Raw genomic sequence first — 16843 nt, 5'->3', positions numbered from 1 at the left:
ATGAGTCCATTTTAAACATCCTCTAGCAGGTTTATAAACTATTATTTTGGGCGAGACTAATGCTAGAACGGCCCGGGACGGTTCACAGTACGTGCGTAGATGCGCGGGAATCGTTCCGGGCTTTTTGTTGTTGTCATTTCACATTCTATGAATATGGATAGGTTTGCAAGGGAGGGAATCACGTGTCCAATGATATGAAATCTAGCAAGGATGGTCCTGTTGCCCGGGATTATGATGTGTGGCTTGCCGCGTTTGCGGAACGAGGCTGGACCTCTTTCATGGAACGATTGGAGCAGGTAGTCGTCGGGAAGCGGGAGGTGATCCGCCTGGCCGGTCTGGCGATGCTGTCGGGCGGGCACATTCTGCTCGAGGATGTGCCGGGCGTCGGCAAGACGCTGCTGGCGCGCACCCTGGCACAAGTGGCGGGCGGCAGCTTCCGGCGCATACAGATGACGCCTGACATGATGCCTGCCGATATTACCGGCAGCATGATGTGGGAGCCGTCCTCCGGCAGCTTGCGGTATAGCGAAGGCGCGTTGCACGCGAACGTCGTGCTGGCGGACGAGCTGAACCGGGCTCCGGCACGCACGCAGTCCGCGTTGCTGGAGGCGATGGAGGAGGGGACGGTCACGGTGGACGGAGTGACGCGCGCTTTGCCGCAGCCGTTCCTGATAGTGGCGACGCAAAACCCGATCGCCTTCGAAGGCACGTACCGGATGCCGGAGGCGGAGATGGACCGCTTTGCGATGCGGCTGTCGCTTGGCTATCCGCAGGCGGAACAGGAGGCAGACATGCTGCTGCGGCAGCAGGAGGGAACGCCGCTGCGTCGTCTGAAGCCGCTCTGGTCGCCGGAGGAGTGGCAGCTTCTAATCGAGCGTGTGCGTCAGGTTCACCTCGACGTCGTCCTGTGCCGCTACATGGCGGACTTGGCTGATGCGACACGCCGCCATCCGGCCGTCAAGCTGGGCGTGAGCCCAAGGGGAACGTTGGCATTGATGCGGGTAGCCCAAGCGCATGCTTGGGTGGAGGGGCGCACTTATGCCGTTCCCGAAGACGTGCAGGCGGTCGTGCTGCCGGTGTTGGCGCATCGGCTGCTGCTGCAGCGCGAAGCCTCGCTGGCGGGCGCAACGGAGGAAGAGGTGCTGGCCGAGGTGCTGCTGCACACGGCAGTCCCTGGATTTCCGGCCGGCGCGAAAGGTGCAGGCAGACCTGCCAAGCCGATGCGGCAGCCAGAGGAGCGCGGGCGAGCGGCATCCCGGTACGTCAGTCCTCGAACGCGGCCGGTGTCAGGGGCTCCCGCTCGTTCGGCAGGCAGCCGCATCTGGTTCGGAGGGTTGTTCCGATGAAGCTGTCGCTGCGTTATGTGTTCACTGCGCTTGGCTGCGGGCTGCTCGCCTTTCTCGGCCTGTATCGCGAGAGCGCGGCTGAATGCTTCCTTGCCATTCTGCTCGCCCTTATGCTGATGCACGGGCTATGGCTCTACCGGACAGGGACCAAGCTGCGCTCCGTACAGGTTGTTCATAAGCCTTCTGGAGAATGGAGCTCAGGGCTGGAGGCGATGCGCTTCAAGGTTACGCTTGCCTCAAGGCGGCGTATGCCTGCGCTCTGGCTTATGTCGACGGATGTATGGACGCGCACAGGCGGAGATGGAGGCGCTTGGATCTGCCGCAGGCTGTTGTTTCCCCGCGGCCGGCGCGCGATCACCTATATGAGTTCCTTCGAGGGAGCGCCGCGCGGCGTCTACCAGCTGGCTCGGACGGAGCTGACGATCGGGGATTGGTTCGGCTGGTTCGGACGAACAGTGTCGCTCGCTGCAGAAGAAGCGGACGCGCCGATATGCGTCATCCCTCCACTTGCCGTTGTAAGCGAGCCCTTCGACAGAACTGTGCAAGCTGGAGCAGCGCCATGGGATATGGAGCCGGACGCGAATGATGGCAGTGAAGTCGATGACGATGCGAGCCGAGTAATGCGGCACAGCGCATCCGGAATGTCTGGAGTGGAGCTGCAGCCTTACCGTACAGGTGCTTCGCAGCGAGCCATCGACTGGCGCACCTATGCCAAGCGCCGTGTTCTTGCCGTCCGGCCGCTAGAGTCGGGCACGGCGGCAGCTTGCCTCGATCTCGTTGTCGATGACACTGAATGGCGGACTGCTTCAGGTGACAGTGACAAGTCTGCTCCGAGGCATACAAACAGGGACGGCTCTGGCGCCATAAGCCGGCATGCAGCAGAGATGGAAGCCGTGCTGTCCGTAGCAGCGATGGCCTTGCGGGAGGCGACGGAGAAGGACATCTCCGTCCGGCTCATATGGCTTAGCGATGGCGCTGCGATTGAAGGGACCTGGAATGCGGTCATTGCTCTTGCGGCGGAACGCCTAGGCGAGCGCGGCGAGCTTCCTTGGAAGCTTGATCAGGGACCGTCGCAGCCGGACAGCACGACAAGCGGGAAACTGACGGTCGTAAGCTTGAGCCGGGATGGGGCCGCTGTCAAGCGGGTGCTGGCATACGCTGGCGCCAAGGATATTGAGCGGTGGCTTGTTGCTGAGCAACACCTTGAAGCTGTTCAAGCGTTCCAATCGGCCCAGGCCAATTCAGCTGCTAATTTCAACGATCGGCCCTATCGCGCTAAGTTCGCATTTACCGGACCTGGACGAGCCGGGCGAAAAAGAGGTGAGAATGATGCACACGCCGAGCATCCGGCAACAATTGAAGGGTAACGAGCATCAAGCGGGACAGCCTGCCGAGGCGCAACGGGAGTCAGGGCGAAATGGATTGACCTTGTGGAAGCACGCCGTGTTTTCCGCGCTGCTGTATGCTTTGTTCGCCGAATGGTTTTATCCGCTGCATCAATTCGGCCGACAGATTGATATGGATGACATGCGGCCTTTTTTATGGGCGATAGCAATTTATTTAGGGATAGGCCTCGTTATCCGCAACACAGCTTGTTCCCTTATCCTGCGGGGAGCAGCAGCCATCGGCGTAACTGCATGGATGTTCGGCTCCGTCCGGCATAACTATGAAGCAGATTCCGTCAGCGGGGCGCTCTCTTTCTTTTCAGGCATCATGTCGGAAGGGTTATCGCTTATGGCGTCAGCCCTCTCATCGGATGTGAGCCGCTGGCTGGATGGGAAGTGGCTCAGCACGAGCGGGGAGACACGCACGCTGCTGCTGCTAATCGGCTGGGCGATGCTGACGGCCTCCATTCAATCGCTGATGCTGAGCAGGCGGACGGTGCTGTTTTTTTCTATCGCTACTCTCTGTTATTTATTCGGATTTCAATGGGGATTCGGCATGGATGCGACGATGTCGATTATCCGCGTGGTGGGCTGGAGCTTGCTGCTGTCGGCGTGGCTCCACCTGGACGATCACCTGGCGTTGGAGACGGAACGCGACCACAGAAGCCGCTCGTTCCGCTGGCTGCTGTCCTCCCTAATCGCAACAGCGGCGGTAGTCGGCATAGGGGTCGGCTTGTTGAACGCGCATGAGTGGGCAAATCCGCGCTCCTTGCCTTCACTGCAGGAATGGACGCAGTCGTTGACCGCCTCCTACAATTCACGCTTCAACCCTCCGGGACAGACAGCAGCCTATGCCGTCAATAAGGGGGCGAACCCACAGACAGGTCTTACGGGATACAGTCAAGACGATACGCAGCTAGGCGGTCCGATTCAGGATGATTTGCGCCTGCTGTTCACAGCTGCTTCGCCGGAGCCGACGTATTGGCGCGGGGAGAGCAAGACAGTCTATACCGGACAAGGGTGGACGTCGAAGCCGGAGCAGGCACAGACATTGGATGCTTCGGGAGCGCTGCGGGACGATTCGACCGCCACGCTCAAAGGATGGTCGGACCCGATCACGCAGACGATAACGGAGTCCCGGTTCATGCCGGAGCTTCCGCTTCTGTTCGGCGGCAAAGTGGAGAGGCTTATTTCGTGGTCACCCAATGGGGCTGACCCTGATCTGGCGCAGAGCTTGCCGGCGCTGCGCTACCTACCTATCGGCGAACGCTATGAAGCGGCAACGTCTGGGCAAGCTTCATCCGTAACGTATCAATATGAAACGCGCGTGTTCCGCTTGGACGAAGAGATGCTGCGGACAGTTGCAGAGAGTCCCGCGCCGCGAGAGACCCAACTGCCAGAAGAGGTCCGGCGTCTTGGCTTGCAGCTTCCCGCCTCTTTACCGGGGCGTGTGCGCGAGCTCGGTGCCCGGTTGACCGCCGGGGCAGACACGCAGTACGACAAGGTGCAGCGCATTCAACAATTTTTGCTGCGGGAATATACGTACATGAAGACAGAGACTTCCGTTCCGCCAGAGGGAAGGGACTTTGTCGACCACTTTTTGTTCGATGCCCGCCAAGGGTACTGTAATCACTTCTCGACAGCAATGGCCATTCTACTGCGCACGCAAGGAATTCCTGCACGGTGGGTTAAAGGATTCTCCCCAGGCGAAGCGCAATCACCCGGCCATTATGCCGTGCGCGCTTCGGATGCGCATGCATGGGTGGAAGTGTATTTCCCTGCTGTCGGCTGGGTTCCGTTCGAAGCGACCCCAGCTATCAGTCTGACAGGCGGGTCTGATACGGGGGTGGCGGACGTCGTTATGCATTCTTTCGCCCAAGATCGGACAGAGGCGGAGGCTGGTGGAACTGACTCACATGCGATGGTATCAACCTATGATACGCCAGCGGATGTCAAAGAATTGCTCGAGCAATCACTGCAGCCGCAAGCGCCGCTCACCGGCTGGGAGCGAGTGCAGCATGCCGGCTCCGTCGCCGTTCAAGCTTGGCGGAATGGGGTGGAGGAGATAAGGAAGCATTTCGTCTCGGAATGGGAGACACTGACACAGCTTAGCTCGGTATGGAAGCGGCTGACCTCTGGAGAAGAGGGCTTGTCCGCATTTGCAGCTCTCCTTCGCCATCTCATAATACGGATGCCGATATTGATCATCCTTAGTGTGTGGATGATTGCCTTGCTGTTGTTCCTAAGCGTTAAGCGGTGGCGCAAGATGGCTCCGCAGTGGCGTCTGCGCCGGCTCGTTCGGGCGCAAGAGCGCCGATTCCAGAACGAACGTGTGCAAGAAATGGGACGCATTGCTTGGCAGCTTATCGAACGCAAGTATGGCGAGCGCCCTTGCGGCATGACATGGAGCGAATACTTGACTATGAAGCGCAATTCGATGAGCTTGTCCGAGCCGTTGAGCGGTTCGCCACTCGAGCAATTCATTGCGGATTGCAATGCTCTGATCTTTGCCGGTCCACAGGGAGAGCGGGCGGTGAGGCAGCGCTTTTTAGATGGGTGCGCCTTCGTGCTTCGCCAATGCACGTAATATAACGTAATATAGCAGCGATATGCAGCGATAGTTCATGTACGCTGATGGATGCCATATGCTGCAGTATCATAAAAGCCTCCTGCCGCTGATGCAGACCGCAACCTGTTACCGGTGCGGTCTGCTCGTTCGATTTCGGCCTTGCGTTCGATTGCGTTTTTTTTGATTTACGGATGTACTGGAGTTATGTCGTGTGGCCCTGCTCTTTTTGCCTCTCCGCTTTCTCAGGCGAGAAGCTCTCTGGCGGCTTCTTGCGGTTCGCGGTTCATGAGCGGGTGTCAAAATCTGATTTGGTGTTGACAACGCGACATCTGTCATCTCCACGAGTATGTTTCTTGCTTCAGCCAATTGTCCATAATGGATAAGCCGGATGTGTGGTCTGTTCTGGAGAACGGACATGATGGAAGCGTCTGTAAATACGCGCAGTTCCGCTTCACGCGGCTCGATCCATTGGGAATATCGCCGTACGTCCGCATCAATATAACCGGGATGGCATAGCAGTTCCGACACACCGCATGGCAGTTGATCCAGAAGAGAGATGAGATGTTGAACGCTAGTGTCCCGATCATACGTATGCATAATGAGATGGTCGGCGGCGTATGGAAGCTCGATGTCCGGACGATCCGGATGCACTCGCAATGGCAGACGCAGAAGCTGAGCGAATCGCTTCAAGACCCGATATACGACAGGACTGTCAAAATGAATATGACAATGCGAATCGACATGCGTCGGCGCTAGCCCATTGGATATCATAAGACGATATTGAGCGTACAGCTCTCGTTCGACGTCTTGTTCTATCCAATCCGTATGCGTACCGTTAAATGTTCGGTCATGACGAATAAGAGAATGGACTTGTGCCGGTTCGGATATGGGGCTTCCATAAGTTAAGTTAAAATGCAAACCGACTCCGAGCGAAGGGATGGCCTTCGCTAACGAAACCGCATCATAGAAGCCAGGCATGTTGACCATGAGTGAAGTGCTGGTTACGGTTCCGGCGTGGTGTGCTGCTGCAATTCCCTCATTTACGCTGCGTGATAATCCGAAATCATCCGCGTTAATAATAAGAAAGTGATGCATGGTGCATCCCTGCTCCCATCATTTCTATTGAACATGAATCTTTAGTTTAAGCGAATTGATATTATATAGCGGTTCGTCCGAATGGGAAGGACTGTAAGGACCGAGAAGTCATTCTGTATACAGTAAATGCAAATCAAGGAACGAGGGAATAGGCTTCTCGCCTAAACGTTGATGCATTCGGGCGAACGTCTGTATCGATGCGCACCATGCTCCAGCTCTTTTCATTCGTCCATCCAGCCAGTATAATTTACCATACAAAATCATTGCAAAAGCCTAACGAATTTGTAATCGGGAGGGAAGCGGAGTATGGCCACCATGAAGGATATTGCAGAACAAGTCGGAGTATCCATTTCAACCGTGTCTCGCGTCTTGAATCACGATAACAGCCGGCGCATTAGTGAAGAGACGAAGCACAAAATTTGGCAGGCGGCCAAGCAGCTCAATTACCGCACGAACCTCGCACCCAGACGTTCGGCAACAACGGGGCAGCGAGCTCAGTCCCAATCTTCTGCCAAAACAATCGGCTGCATTTTATCACTGCCGGACAACAAGTATAATCATCCCTACTATTCCCCGATTCTGCAGGGGATTGAAGCGAAGCTGCTGGAAGAGGGCATTACGCTCTCTTTCATTCATACACAGGCTGAATTAAAGAGCGAGGCTGTGCGGCATGCGCTGCTGCAAGACAGGCCTCCAAGCGGCATCATCTGTGTGGAAGGCATGGATAAAGCGACCTACCGCTGGTTGAAGGAGCGGGTTCCATTTATGGTTGGCATCGATGTGGCGGATCCGGATATTCCGGTCATCTCCTACGATCGCATGAATGCCGCGCGAACAGCCGTGCAGCATCTGCTCAATCACGGACACCGCCACATCGGATTTATCGGAGGGGCAGGTCTGTTCGGGCAGATGGAACGGGAGAAGCGATACCGCGGATACAAGCTTGCTTGTGAGGAGGCGGGGGTCGAAGTTCGACCGGAATGGACGATTGATGCGGCGTGGGATGCCGATCGCAGCTATAAGGAAATGCAGCTTCTGCTTCAGCAGAAGCACCGTCCAACGGCGATGTTCTGTGCCAGCGACATGATGGCCATTGCGGCGATGCGGGCTGTCATCGAGCAAGGGCTGCACATTCCGGATGACATGGCGTTCATCGGGATCGATGATATCGAATTTTCCAGATACAGTTCGCCTCCGTTATCTTCGATTCATATCCCAAAATTTGAGATGGGCTATGCCGCCGCCAAGACGCTGCTGGACAGCATGCACAATCCGTATCCGTTTCCGTTCCGGATGCTGCTGCCGTTTCGCCTCATGAATCGGGAGTCGACGATGAAGCTCCAGTAACTATCTTGACCCAATAAACACACCTTGAGCGGAATTTTTATCCGTCAAGGTGTGTTGTCATTCCGGAGGACGATATCGTCCTCGGGCTTATTTATTTGCAGCCGGATAATGGATTAGCGTAATGAAACGGATCGGCTTGTCTGTTACATTTGTATAGGTGTGGCTTTGATTCGCCGTGAAGCGCATTGCCATGCTGGGATGGAGCACATAGGTCTTGCCGCCGATAACAACGTGCAGTTCCCCTTCCATGCCCATGATGAATTCATCCACTCCGTCGTAGTGCGGCTCGGACGTATAGGAGCAGCCTGGCTCGATGACGACGCTGTATACTTCGAATCCCTTGTCCTGTTCAAAAGGAAAAATGGGGTATGCGCGGTACGATCCTTCTTCCTCCACCAGCGGCGAGGTATCTTCCATATGGACAACCGTGACGTTCGGTGTCGATTCCTCCATCAGCGTAGCGAAGGAAATACGCAAGCCGTTCACAATTTTCCATAATACAGAGATGGTAGGATTAGACTCTCCGCGCTCGATTTGCCCGAGCATGCCCTTGCTGACACCGCTCATTTCAGACACTTGATCCAAGCTTAAATTCCGCGATTTGCGTATATCCTGAAGGTTTTTTCCGATTTTTTTGTGTATCGGTTCGTGCATTGCCGATCTCCTCTCCAACGATTCGTACAGTGGGTTTCCAATAGAATACAAAACACCATGTACAATATAACGCACAAACGTATAATATGTTATACAGATGGGTGTTTAAAAGTAGTTTTTCTTTCTATTGTAAAAAAAAATCGAAGGAGGGGCAATCGGTTTATGACAAGAACGATGATCGGTTTGGTGAAAGAAGAACGTAAACCCGGCGCCGTGCTCAAGGAAGTGCCTGTTCCAACTTGCGGTCCCCATGAAGTGCTGGTGCGCGTCAAAGCCTCTTCCATTTGCGGCACGGACGTGCATATTTATAAGTGGGACGATTGGGCAGCGCGCACGGTCGTTACTCCTAATGTATTCGGGCATGAATTTGCAGGTGTCGTTGAGGCGATTGGCGATGAGGTAACGAATGTCAAGGTAGGCGATTATGTATCTGGAGAAGGCCATGTCGTATGCGGGGTGTGCAAAGCTTGCCGCACTGGAAATGCGCACGTGTGCCGGAATACGAAGAGCTTCGGGATTACGATTCCGGGCTGCTTCGCCGAGTATGCAGTCGTCCGGGCGAGCAATATCATCCAGAATGATCCGATGCTGCCGTTCGACATCGCGTGTCTGCAGGATCCGCTCGGCAATGCTGTGCAAGCGGCGTTGTCGGGAGACGTGGTTGGAAAGAGCGTAGCGGTCATCGGGGTTGGACCGATCGGGCTGATGGCGATTGCCGTGGCGAAAGCGTGCGGCAGCGGATCTGTCTATGCCGTGGACATTAATCCGTATCGCTTGGCGATGGCCAAATCGATGGGGGCGGATGTCGTCATTAATAGCCGCGAGGTGCCGATGGCACAGGCGCTGATGGAAGCGACGAATGGGGAAGGCGTCGAGGTCGTGCTCGAAATGTCTGGCCATCCGGATGCGATTCGCGACGCTTTGAAAGCGGCTGCAATGGCAGGACGCGTATCGCTGCTTGGTATCCCGACCCAAGAGGTGCCGCTCGATTTGGCACAGGACATTATTTTCAAAGGACTGCATATTGAGGGCATTACAGGGCGGCGCATGTTCGATACGTGGTACCAGATTAAAGGGCTCTTGGGTTGGGGCAGATTGGATCTGGCCCCGCTCGTGACGCATCATTTCACGCTGAATCAATATGAAGAAGCGTTTGAATTGATGGCTTCCGGGAACTGCGGCAAGATTGTATTCTGGCATGATAGATAACAAATAACGAAGAAACATAACGGAGGTGCTGAAGCATGGCAGGGTTTCAACATATCGAACAGCAGCTGAACGAGCTGAAGCAAGCGGGGCGTTATCGTCCGCTTACGGTATGGGAAGGCGGCTCGGATTCGTGGATGACGCTGGATGACGGCCGGCGGGTGCTGCAAATGTCTTCGAACAATTATTTGGGGCTTACACAGCATCCAAGTCTGAAAAAAGCTGCTATCGAAGCGACCGAGACCTTTGGTGTCGGCGCAGGATCGGTGCGTACGATTACCGGAACGCTGGACATTCATGATATGTTGGAGCGCCGCTTGGCTGAGTTCAAAGGCACGGAAGCGACGCTCGTATTCCAATCTGGCTTCACGACGAACCAAGGAGTGCTGTCGTCCATTCTTGGACCGGACGATGTGGTCATCAGCGATGAGCTGAACCATGCCAGCATTATCGACGGCATTCGTCTGACGAAGACGAACAAGCGTATTTATGGGCATAAGGACTTGAATCAATTGGAAGCGGTGCTGAAGGACTGCGGAGGATTCCGTCAACGCCTCGTCGTGACGGACGGCGTCTTCAGCATGGACGGCGACATTGCGCCGCTGCCGCAGATCGTCGAGCTGGCCGAACGCTATGACGCGCTTGTCTACGTAGACGATGCGCATGCCAGCGGCGTGCTTGGCAAGCATGGCAAAGGCTCCACGGACCATTTCGGCCTGCACGGCCGCGTGCATATTCAAGTCGGCACGTTGTCGAAGGCGATCGGCGCCGTGGGCGGGTATGTCGCAACCTCGCAGGTGCTGAAGGATTACTTGACGCACACGGCACGTTCCTTCCTGTTCAGCACTGCGCTCCCGCCATCGGTTGCCGCTACTTGCCTGGCTGCGATTGAGGTGCTGCGGAACGAGCCGGAGCTGACGGAACGGCTGTGGAAGAATGCGAATTCGTTCCGCGCTTCCTTGCAAGCCGCGGGCTTCGACACCGGCGGCAGCGAAACGCCGATCATTCCGATCATCGTCGGCGAGCCGGCGCGCGCGCTGGATTTCTCCCGCCGTCTGTTGGAGGAAGGCATCTGCGCTCAAGGCATCGTCTATCCGACCGTAGCTATGGATAAGGGGCGCGTGCGCCTTATCATTACGGCGCAGCACACCGATCAAGACCTGGCCTTCGCACTGGAAGCATTGACGAAGGTGGGCAAGGAATTTGGATTGATCTGAATATAATCGACAGATGCAAGTTATAGTGCGGCACAGCACGCTTTTCTGCAGCGAATGAGCTGATAGGAAGGCGTGCTGTTTATATATGCCCAATCTCCCTTGAACTCAGGAAATAGAAGCGGGTTAGGAGATGATATCGGATCGATGAGACGATCATCGTTATTTGGCGTTATTCCCTTGTTAGGATGAGATGGACGAGCAAGGCTTTCTGAGTACAGTCTAGATGACAAGCAACTTTTTCTGAATTCAGTGTAGATGACGAACAATCTTTTCTGATGCAAAGGGAGAGTGCAGCTAAGGGGAAAATGACAACGTACGGAGTTCAACGGAAGCCGGATGGAGAAGCGTGCCGATGGATCGGCGAGGTCATAATCTAATCCAAACGCATGCCATTCGATAGAGTTAAGCTCCCAATTCTACCTAAAAAGCAGGAGGGTGAACCTAATTATTTGGGCCCAAATAAAGCGCAAAATAATTTCTAAAATGTGAACAAAAACGTATTGACTCCAAAGTTGACATCGTAATATAATGACCACAAGCCGTCACCATAGAGATTTTCCACAACAATAAATTCCATATCAATGCAAAACTCCACAATAATTATACCCAAATTGAAATGATATATTTGCACTATGCACGATCAATTAGCCAAATTGAGGCCAAAGCTACGCCAATGCATTCAAGCAGTAAACATGTGCCGCCGGTGTATATTCACCGTAATATGTAAGCGTTTTATATAGAGAGAGTGCGGCAGATGACTTTCAATATGATGAGGAAAGTAGCAAACCTATTTACTATGTTGCTTTAGTTCATTAACTTACTGCATTGACAAACAATCCGAAAGGGGAATGCAACATGAAGCAAGTTCGAATTGGAATGATTGGAGCTCGCGGAAGAGGCGGCATCGCCAAATATTGGCACCAGCCGGATGGCCGTTCGATCGTCGTCGGCGCAGCGGATATTTATCCAGAGAAGCTGGAGGAGTTCAAGCAGGAGGTAAATCCAGACGCCTTCGTGACGACGGATTATCGTGAACTGATTGCACGCGATGATATCGACGCAATTGCGGTTACATCGCCAGACTTCTGTCACGAGGAGCATGCGGTGGCCGCCTTGAAGGCAGGCAAGCACGTGTTCTGCGAGAAGCCGCTCGCCATTACAGTCGATGGCTGCGACAACATTTTGCAAGCTTGGCAGGAATCAGGCAAGAAGCTGATGGTCGGCTTCAACATGCGCTATATGAACATGTTCCGCACGATGAAGGAAATTGTCGATTCTGGAGTCATCGGCGAAATAAAGGCGGTATGGGTACGGCATTTCGTTGGCTGGGGAGGTTACTTCTATTTCCACGACTGGCACGCGAATTCTAAAAATTCGACCGGACTGCTGCTGCAGAAAGGTTCCCACGACATTGATATCATCCATTGGATTACCGGACGTTACGCGACGAAGGTATCGGCGTTCGGCGGGCTTGATTTTTACGGCGGTGACAAGCCGAATGATTTAACGTGCCCGACCTGCAACGAGAAGGAGACGTGTACGGAAGCAAGCCCGGGGCATTTGATTGAGTGCGCATTCCGCGAGGAAGTGAACGTGGAAGACAACAATATGGTCATTATGGAGTTGGAAGGCGGAATTAAGGCATCTTACTTGCAGTGCCATTTTACGCCGGACTACCATCGGAATTATACGTTTATCGGCACAGAAGGGCGCATGGAGAACAACGAATTGGAGAACAAGGTGTATGTATGGACACGCAGCTCGAACTCATCGCGTGAACTTTCGAACCGCGTTTACGAGGTGAAGGAAGCTAAGGGAACTCATGGCGGGGCAGATCCGAACATCTGCCGAGACTTTGTCGACATGATTCTCGATGGCAAAGAGCCGATCGCTACGCCCCTGGCGGGTCGCATGAGCGTCGCCGTCGGCTGTGCGGCCACAGAATCCATCCGTTCCGGAGGCGGTGTTGTTCAAGTGTCTCCGACTCCTGACTTATCCACGCTGCAAGGCATCGGACAATAACTAAAAGAGGGGGCGTCTTGACGCTCCCTTTCATACCGATAAATTCTCAAAAATTTTAAAAGCTGAAAAATAACATTGGACTCATTTTTACAAGATCTGGGATTTAACAAATATTAGGATTTCTTGTAAATAAAAAGGGGGGATCAATGCGTGAGCAGAGCAGGCGCGGTTGAACAGGCTGCGAATCGCCTACCGGTCCAGGAGAGCAAGGCGAACTGGATATGGCGTTCCATGAAGCGTAACTGGCAGCTGTATGCACTTATTGCACCGGTCGTCATTTATTACATCGTGTTTCACTATTTGCCGATGTACGGCGTTCAGATCGCCTTTAAAGACTTTATCGCGTCAAAAGGAATATGGGATAGCCCATGGGTTGGATTCAAGCACTTCGAACGTTTTTTTAACAGTTATTTCTTCGAACGTTTAATTTTGAACACGCTTACAATTAGTCTGTACACGCTTCTCGTCAGCTTCCCGGTACCGATTATATTGGCGCTCATGCTGAACGAAGTGAAGACGAAATGGTTTAAGAAGACCGTGCAGACGATTACGTACGCGCCGCATTTCCTGTCGGTTGTCGTCGTGGTCGGCATGCTTTTCATTTTCCTTAATCCGAGCACAGGCATTATCAATCACCTCATCGTGGCGCTCGGAGGCGAATCCGCCAGCTTCATGACGGATCCCAAATGGTTCAAGACGCTGTACGTTATGTCGGACGTCTGGCAGACGATGGGCTGGAGCTCGATTATATATCTGGCTGCGTTGTCCGGCGTCGATCACCAGATGCATGAAGCGGCGACAATTGATGGGGCGAGCAAGCTGCAGCGCATCTGGCACATCAACATTCCAACCATTGCACCGACCATCGTCATCCTGCTCATTCTCAATTTGGGCAGCGTGATGGCGATCGGCTTCGAGAAAATTTTCCTGATGCAAAACTCGCTTAACTTGGAGAGCTCTGACGTCATTTCGACGTACGTGTACCGCGCTGGTATTTTGGACGCTCAGTACAGCTTCTCCGCAGCCATCGGCCTGTTCAACTCACTTGTCAACTTCACGCTTCTGGTCGTTGTGAACTTCATAGCGAGGCGTGTAAATGAGACGAGCTTATGGTAAAGGAGGGACAGACATGATAGACCGTTCATTTGGTGACCGCATCTTCGATGTCGTCAATTACATCTTATTATCATTCATTACGATCATTGTGCTGTATCCGCTCCTGTTCGTCATGAGCGCGTCGATCAGCAATCCAGAGACGGTGCTGCGCGGAGAGATGTGGCTCATCCCGCGGGAAATTAATTTTGATGCGTATCACACGATTTTTCAGAACAAAGATATTTTGAGCGGCTACGGCAACACGATTTTGTATACGGCAGTCGGCACGGCCATCAATCTCGTCATGACGATATGCGCTGCTTATCCGCTTGCGCGCAAAGACTTTTTCGGCCGGGGTCTCATCACCGGCATGATCGTATTCACGATGTTCTTCAGCGGCGGCCTGATCCCGACGTATCTCTTAATTAAAAATTTGCATATGCTCGATTCACTATGGGTCATGGTTATCCCGAATGCGGTCGCTGTATGGAACATCATCATTATGCGGACGTTCTTCCAGCAGTCGATACCAGGTGAAATTCAAGAGGCGGCCATGATTGACGGATGCAGCCACATGCAGACGCTGCTTCGTATCGTGCTGCCGTTATCGATGCCGATTATTGCCGTCATGGTGTTGTTCTATGCGGTAGGGCACTGGAATTCCTACTTTAACGCCTTAATTTATTTGACAAGCAAAGACAAATTTCCGCTGCAGCTCATCCTGCGGGAAATTCTTATCCAGAGCGACTCCGGGGATATGGTGAAGCTGACTTCGGAATCGGCCATCAAGATGAAGATGAGCGTCGAAGGATTAAAATATGCGGTGCTGGTCGTGGCCAACTTGCCAATGCTCATCTTGTATCCGTTCCTGCAGCGCTATTTTGTGAAAGGCATCATGATTGGGGCTCTAAAAGGATAAATTTCAATACGTAAGGGGGACTTGTAATGCGTGCAAAAAAATGGTTTGCGATGACAATGAGCATGGTGCTTAGCCTCTCACTGTTCGTAACGGCGTGCAGTGGAGGCGGCGGTAATGAAGGAACGGATTCGGGGAAGAGCGAGGAGCGGCTTGCGAACCTGAATCAAGCAGGCATGCCGATCGCCAAAGAGAAAATAACGATGACGGGCTTTGCCGCGAAGCTGTATGCATCAGCCGACTGGAGCAAGCTCATGCTGTGGGAAGAGTACGAGAAGATAACGAACGTTCATATCGACTGGGAAACGGTGCAGATTGACAGCCTGAAGGAAAAGCGCAACATTAAGCTGGCAGGCGGGGATTACCCGGAAATCTTCTTCGCCTCGGCCTTCGCCAAGAGCGATCTGATTAAGTACGGCAGCCAGGGCACATTCCTGAAGCTGAACGATCTCATCGATCAGAATGCCCCCAATTTCAAGGCCATGATGGAGAAATATCCGATCGTCAAAAAAGGCATTACGATGCCAGATGGCAGCATTTATGGACTGCCGACGGTATTTGATCCGGAATTCATATCGCTCTTCTATGGTACGCCGTGGATGAAGCAGGAATGGCTCGACAAGCTCAACCTGAAGCCGCCGGCCAATCTGGATGAGCTGTATAACGTGTTGAAGGCCATCAAGGAAGGCGATCCGAACGGAAATGGCAAAAATGATGAAATTCCGTGGGGCTCCAAAGGCGTATGGATTATGATCAACTACTTGAAAGGCTCGTTCGGCCTGAACAAGAATGGTGTTGCGAATCCAAACGTTGATCTCGATCCGGACACTGGCAAGCTGCGCTTCGTGCCGGCAACGAAGCAGTACAAGGAATTGCTTGAGTATGTAGCCAAGCTGTACCGTGACGGCATGTTCGACAAAGAGACATTCACGATGAAGGATACCGACATCTCTTCCAAGGCAACCGCGGGTGTGTACGGCTTCCTGGACGGTGTCGATCCGAAGGCGATTTACAATCAGGAAGGTTATGTGGGGATGCCGATCCTTGAGGGGCCGTATGGAGACAAGATGGCAACTAATATCGGCTCGCCGCTCGGCAATATTGGCATGTTCGTACTGACAGACAAGGCAAAAAATCCGGAAGCCGCCATCCGTTGGATGGATCATTTTTATAGCGATGAAGGCGCGAAGATGTTTTTCATGGGTTTTGAGGGTGTCACGTACAAAATGACCGACAAAGGGGAATATGAGTATTTAGACAGCATTGCGAAAAATCCGGACGGCTTGAATCTGGATCAGGCTGTGAGCCAATACCTCGTGTGGCCTGGCGGATATTATCCGGGCATCGTCAAGCAACAGTTCTTTAAAGGTGCGGAAGGCTTGCCGTCTTCTGTCAAGAACGCCGAGGATGCGGCGCCTAATTCCATTAAATTGGACGACATATGGCCGGCATTCAACTTTACGCCGGAAGAGCAGGATGAATTAACGACAATTCAGACGGACATCCACACGTTCGTTGACGAGATGCGCGACAAGTTCGCTTCCGGCGCCCTCGGCTTCGACCAATGGGACAGCTACGTGCAGCAGCTGGATAAGATGAATGTGAAGCGTTATCTCGAGATCTACCAAGCGGCGTATGACCGATATACCTCTTCGAAATAACCGCCCTTTCTAAGAGTCCCTTGCGGTCAACGATCGCTAGGGATTGACGCACCACCATGCATCATAAGTCAGGTGATGTGTCAACGTCTTCCTGCATTCACCTTCAATGCGGGAAGACGCTCCTTATTATTGTAACGCACCTATCCACATGCAACTGAAGCATAATCATATATTCACGATCAGTCTCGAATTTATATGATGCGATAGAATTATTGGTCCTTCCTATTTCCACATCACGGACACTCCTTAAAAATAGTATACATCCACCTCGCCAATGAAAACGGAAGCTTAACCACAGTACCGTGCAACGCTGTAATTCTACTTTTTGAA

Annotated in this window: 12 protein-coding genes; 10 read left to right on the top strand and 2 right to left on the bottom strand. The window is 53.3% G+C overall.

The window, feature by feature from the left end; genetic code table 11:
* Nucleotides 1–182 precede the first annotated feature (182 nt).
* The 3 genes from A372_RS0107720 to A372_RS0107710 are packed head-to-tail and all read left to right on the top strand — an operon-like array spanning nt 183 to nt 5318.
* A complete protein-coding gene (locus A372_RS0107720) occupies nt 183–1346 on the top strand; it encodes an AAA family ATPase (protein WP_019420260.1) in 1164 nt (387 codons plus the stop codon).
* Complete coding sequence (locus A372_RS0107715; RefSeq protein ID WP_019420259.1) at nt 1343–2713, top strand: DUF58 domain-containing protein; 1371 nt, start codon at nt 1343–1345, stop codon at nt 2711–2713. The genes A372_RS0107720 and A372_RS0107715 overlap by 4 nt, the downstream gene beginning before the upstream one ends.
* The gene (locus tag A372_RS0107710; RefSeq protein WP_157259481.1) at nt 2673–5318 is read left to right on the top strand and encodes a transglutaminase family protein; all 2646 of its coding nucleotides are present in this window, start codon (nt 2673–2675) and stop codon (nt 5316–5318) included. Before A372_RS0107715 ends, A372_RS0107710 begins: the two co-directional genes overlap by 41 nt.
* Before the next feature lie 108 nt (nt 5319–5426).
* Here the strand turns inward: A372_RS0107710 and A372_RS33525 are convergent, their stop codons facing one another.
* Entirely contained in the window at nt 5427–6395 is a 969-nt protein-coding gene (locus tag A372_RS33525) for a carbohydrate deacetylase (RefSeq protein WP_019420257.1), read from the bottom strand.
* Nucleotides 6396–6701: 306 nt separating this feature from the next.
* Here A372_RS33525 and A372_RS0107700 point away from each other — a divergent pair, with 306 nt between their 5' ends.
* On the top strand, nt 6702–7742 hold the full coding sequence (locus A372_RS0107700; protein ID WP_019420256.1) for a LacI family DNA-binding transcriptional regulator: 1041 nt from the start codon (nt 6702–6704) through the stop codon (nt 7740–7742).
* Between the two features lie 87 nt (nt 7743–7829).
* On the opposite strand, the gene A372_RS0107695 is transcribed toward A372_RS0107700, so the two are convergent.
* On the bottom strand, nt 7830–8396 hold the full coding sequence (locus A372_RS0107695; RefSeq protein ID WP_019420255.1) for a helix-turn-helix domain-containing protein: 567 nt from the start codon (nt 8394–8396) through the stop codon (nt 7830–7832).
* Nucleotides 8397–8558: 162 nt separating this feature from the next.
* Between A372_RS0107695 and tdh the strand changes: the two genes are divergently transcribed.
* From tdh to A372_RS0107660, 6 genes are all read left to right on the top strand, one after another.
* The gene (gene tdh, locus A372_RS0107690; RefSeq protein WP_019420254.1) at nt 8559–9605 is read left to right on the top strand and encodes an L-threonine 3-dehydrogenase; all 1047 of its coding nucleotides are present in this window, start codon (nt 8559–8561) and stop codon (nt 9603–9605) included.
* 35 nt (nt 9606–9640) lie between these two features.
* On the top strand, nt 9641–10819 hold the full coding sequence (locus A372_RS0107685) for a glycine C-acetyltransferase (protein ID WP_019420253.1): 1179 nt from the start codon (nt 9641–9643) through the stop codon (nt 10817–10819).
* A gap of 855 nt (nt 10820–11674) precedes the next feature.
* Nucleotides 11675–12841, top strand: coding sequence for a Gfo/Idh/MocA family protein (locus A372_RS0107675; protein ID WP_019420252.1), 1167 nt, complete (start codon nt 11675–11677; stop codon nt 12839–12841).
* A gap of 231 nt (nt 12842–13072) precedes the next feature.
* Complete coding sequence (locus tag A372_RS0107670) at nt 13073–13957, top strand: ABC transporter permease subunit (protein ID WP_085981968.1); 885 nt, start codon at nt 13073–13075, stop codon at nt 13955–13957.
* Between the two features lie 13 nt (nt 13958–13970).
* Nucleotides 13971–14855 carry a carbohydrate ABC transporter permease gene (locus A372_RS0107665; RefSeq protein ID WP_019420250.1) on the top strand — a complete coding sequence of 295 codons (885 nt, stop codon included), beginning with the start codon at nt 13971–13973 and terminating at the stop codon, nt 14853–14855.
* A gap of 26 nt (nt 14856–14881) precedes the next feature.
* Nucleotides 14882–16513, top strand: coding sequence for an extracellular solute-binding protein (locus tag A372_RS0107660; RefSeq protein ID WP_019420249.1), 1632 nt, complete (start codon nt 14882–14884; stop codon nt 16511–16513).
* Nucleotides 16514–16843 lie beyond the last annotated feature (330 nt).

This window comes from Paenibacillus sp. OSY-SE (assembly GCF_000283315.1).
Taxonomy (GTDB): domain Bacteria; phylum Bacillota; class Bacilli; order Paenibacillales; family Paenibacillaceae; genus Paenibacillus_B; species Paenibacillus_B profundus.
This window is presented reverse-complemented; position numbering and strand designations above follow the sequence as displayed.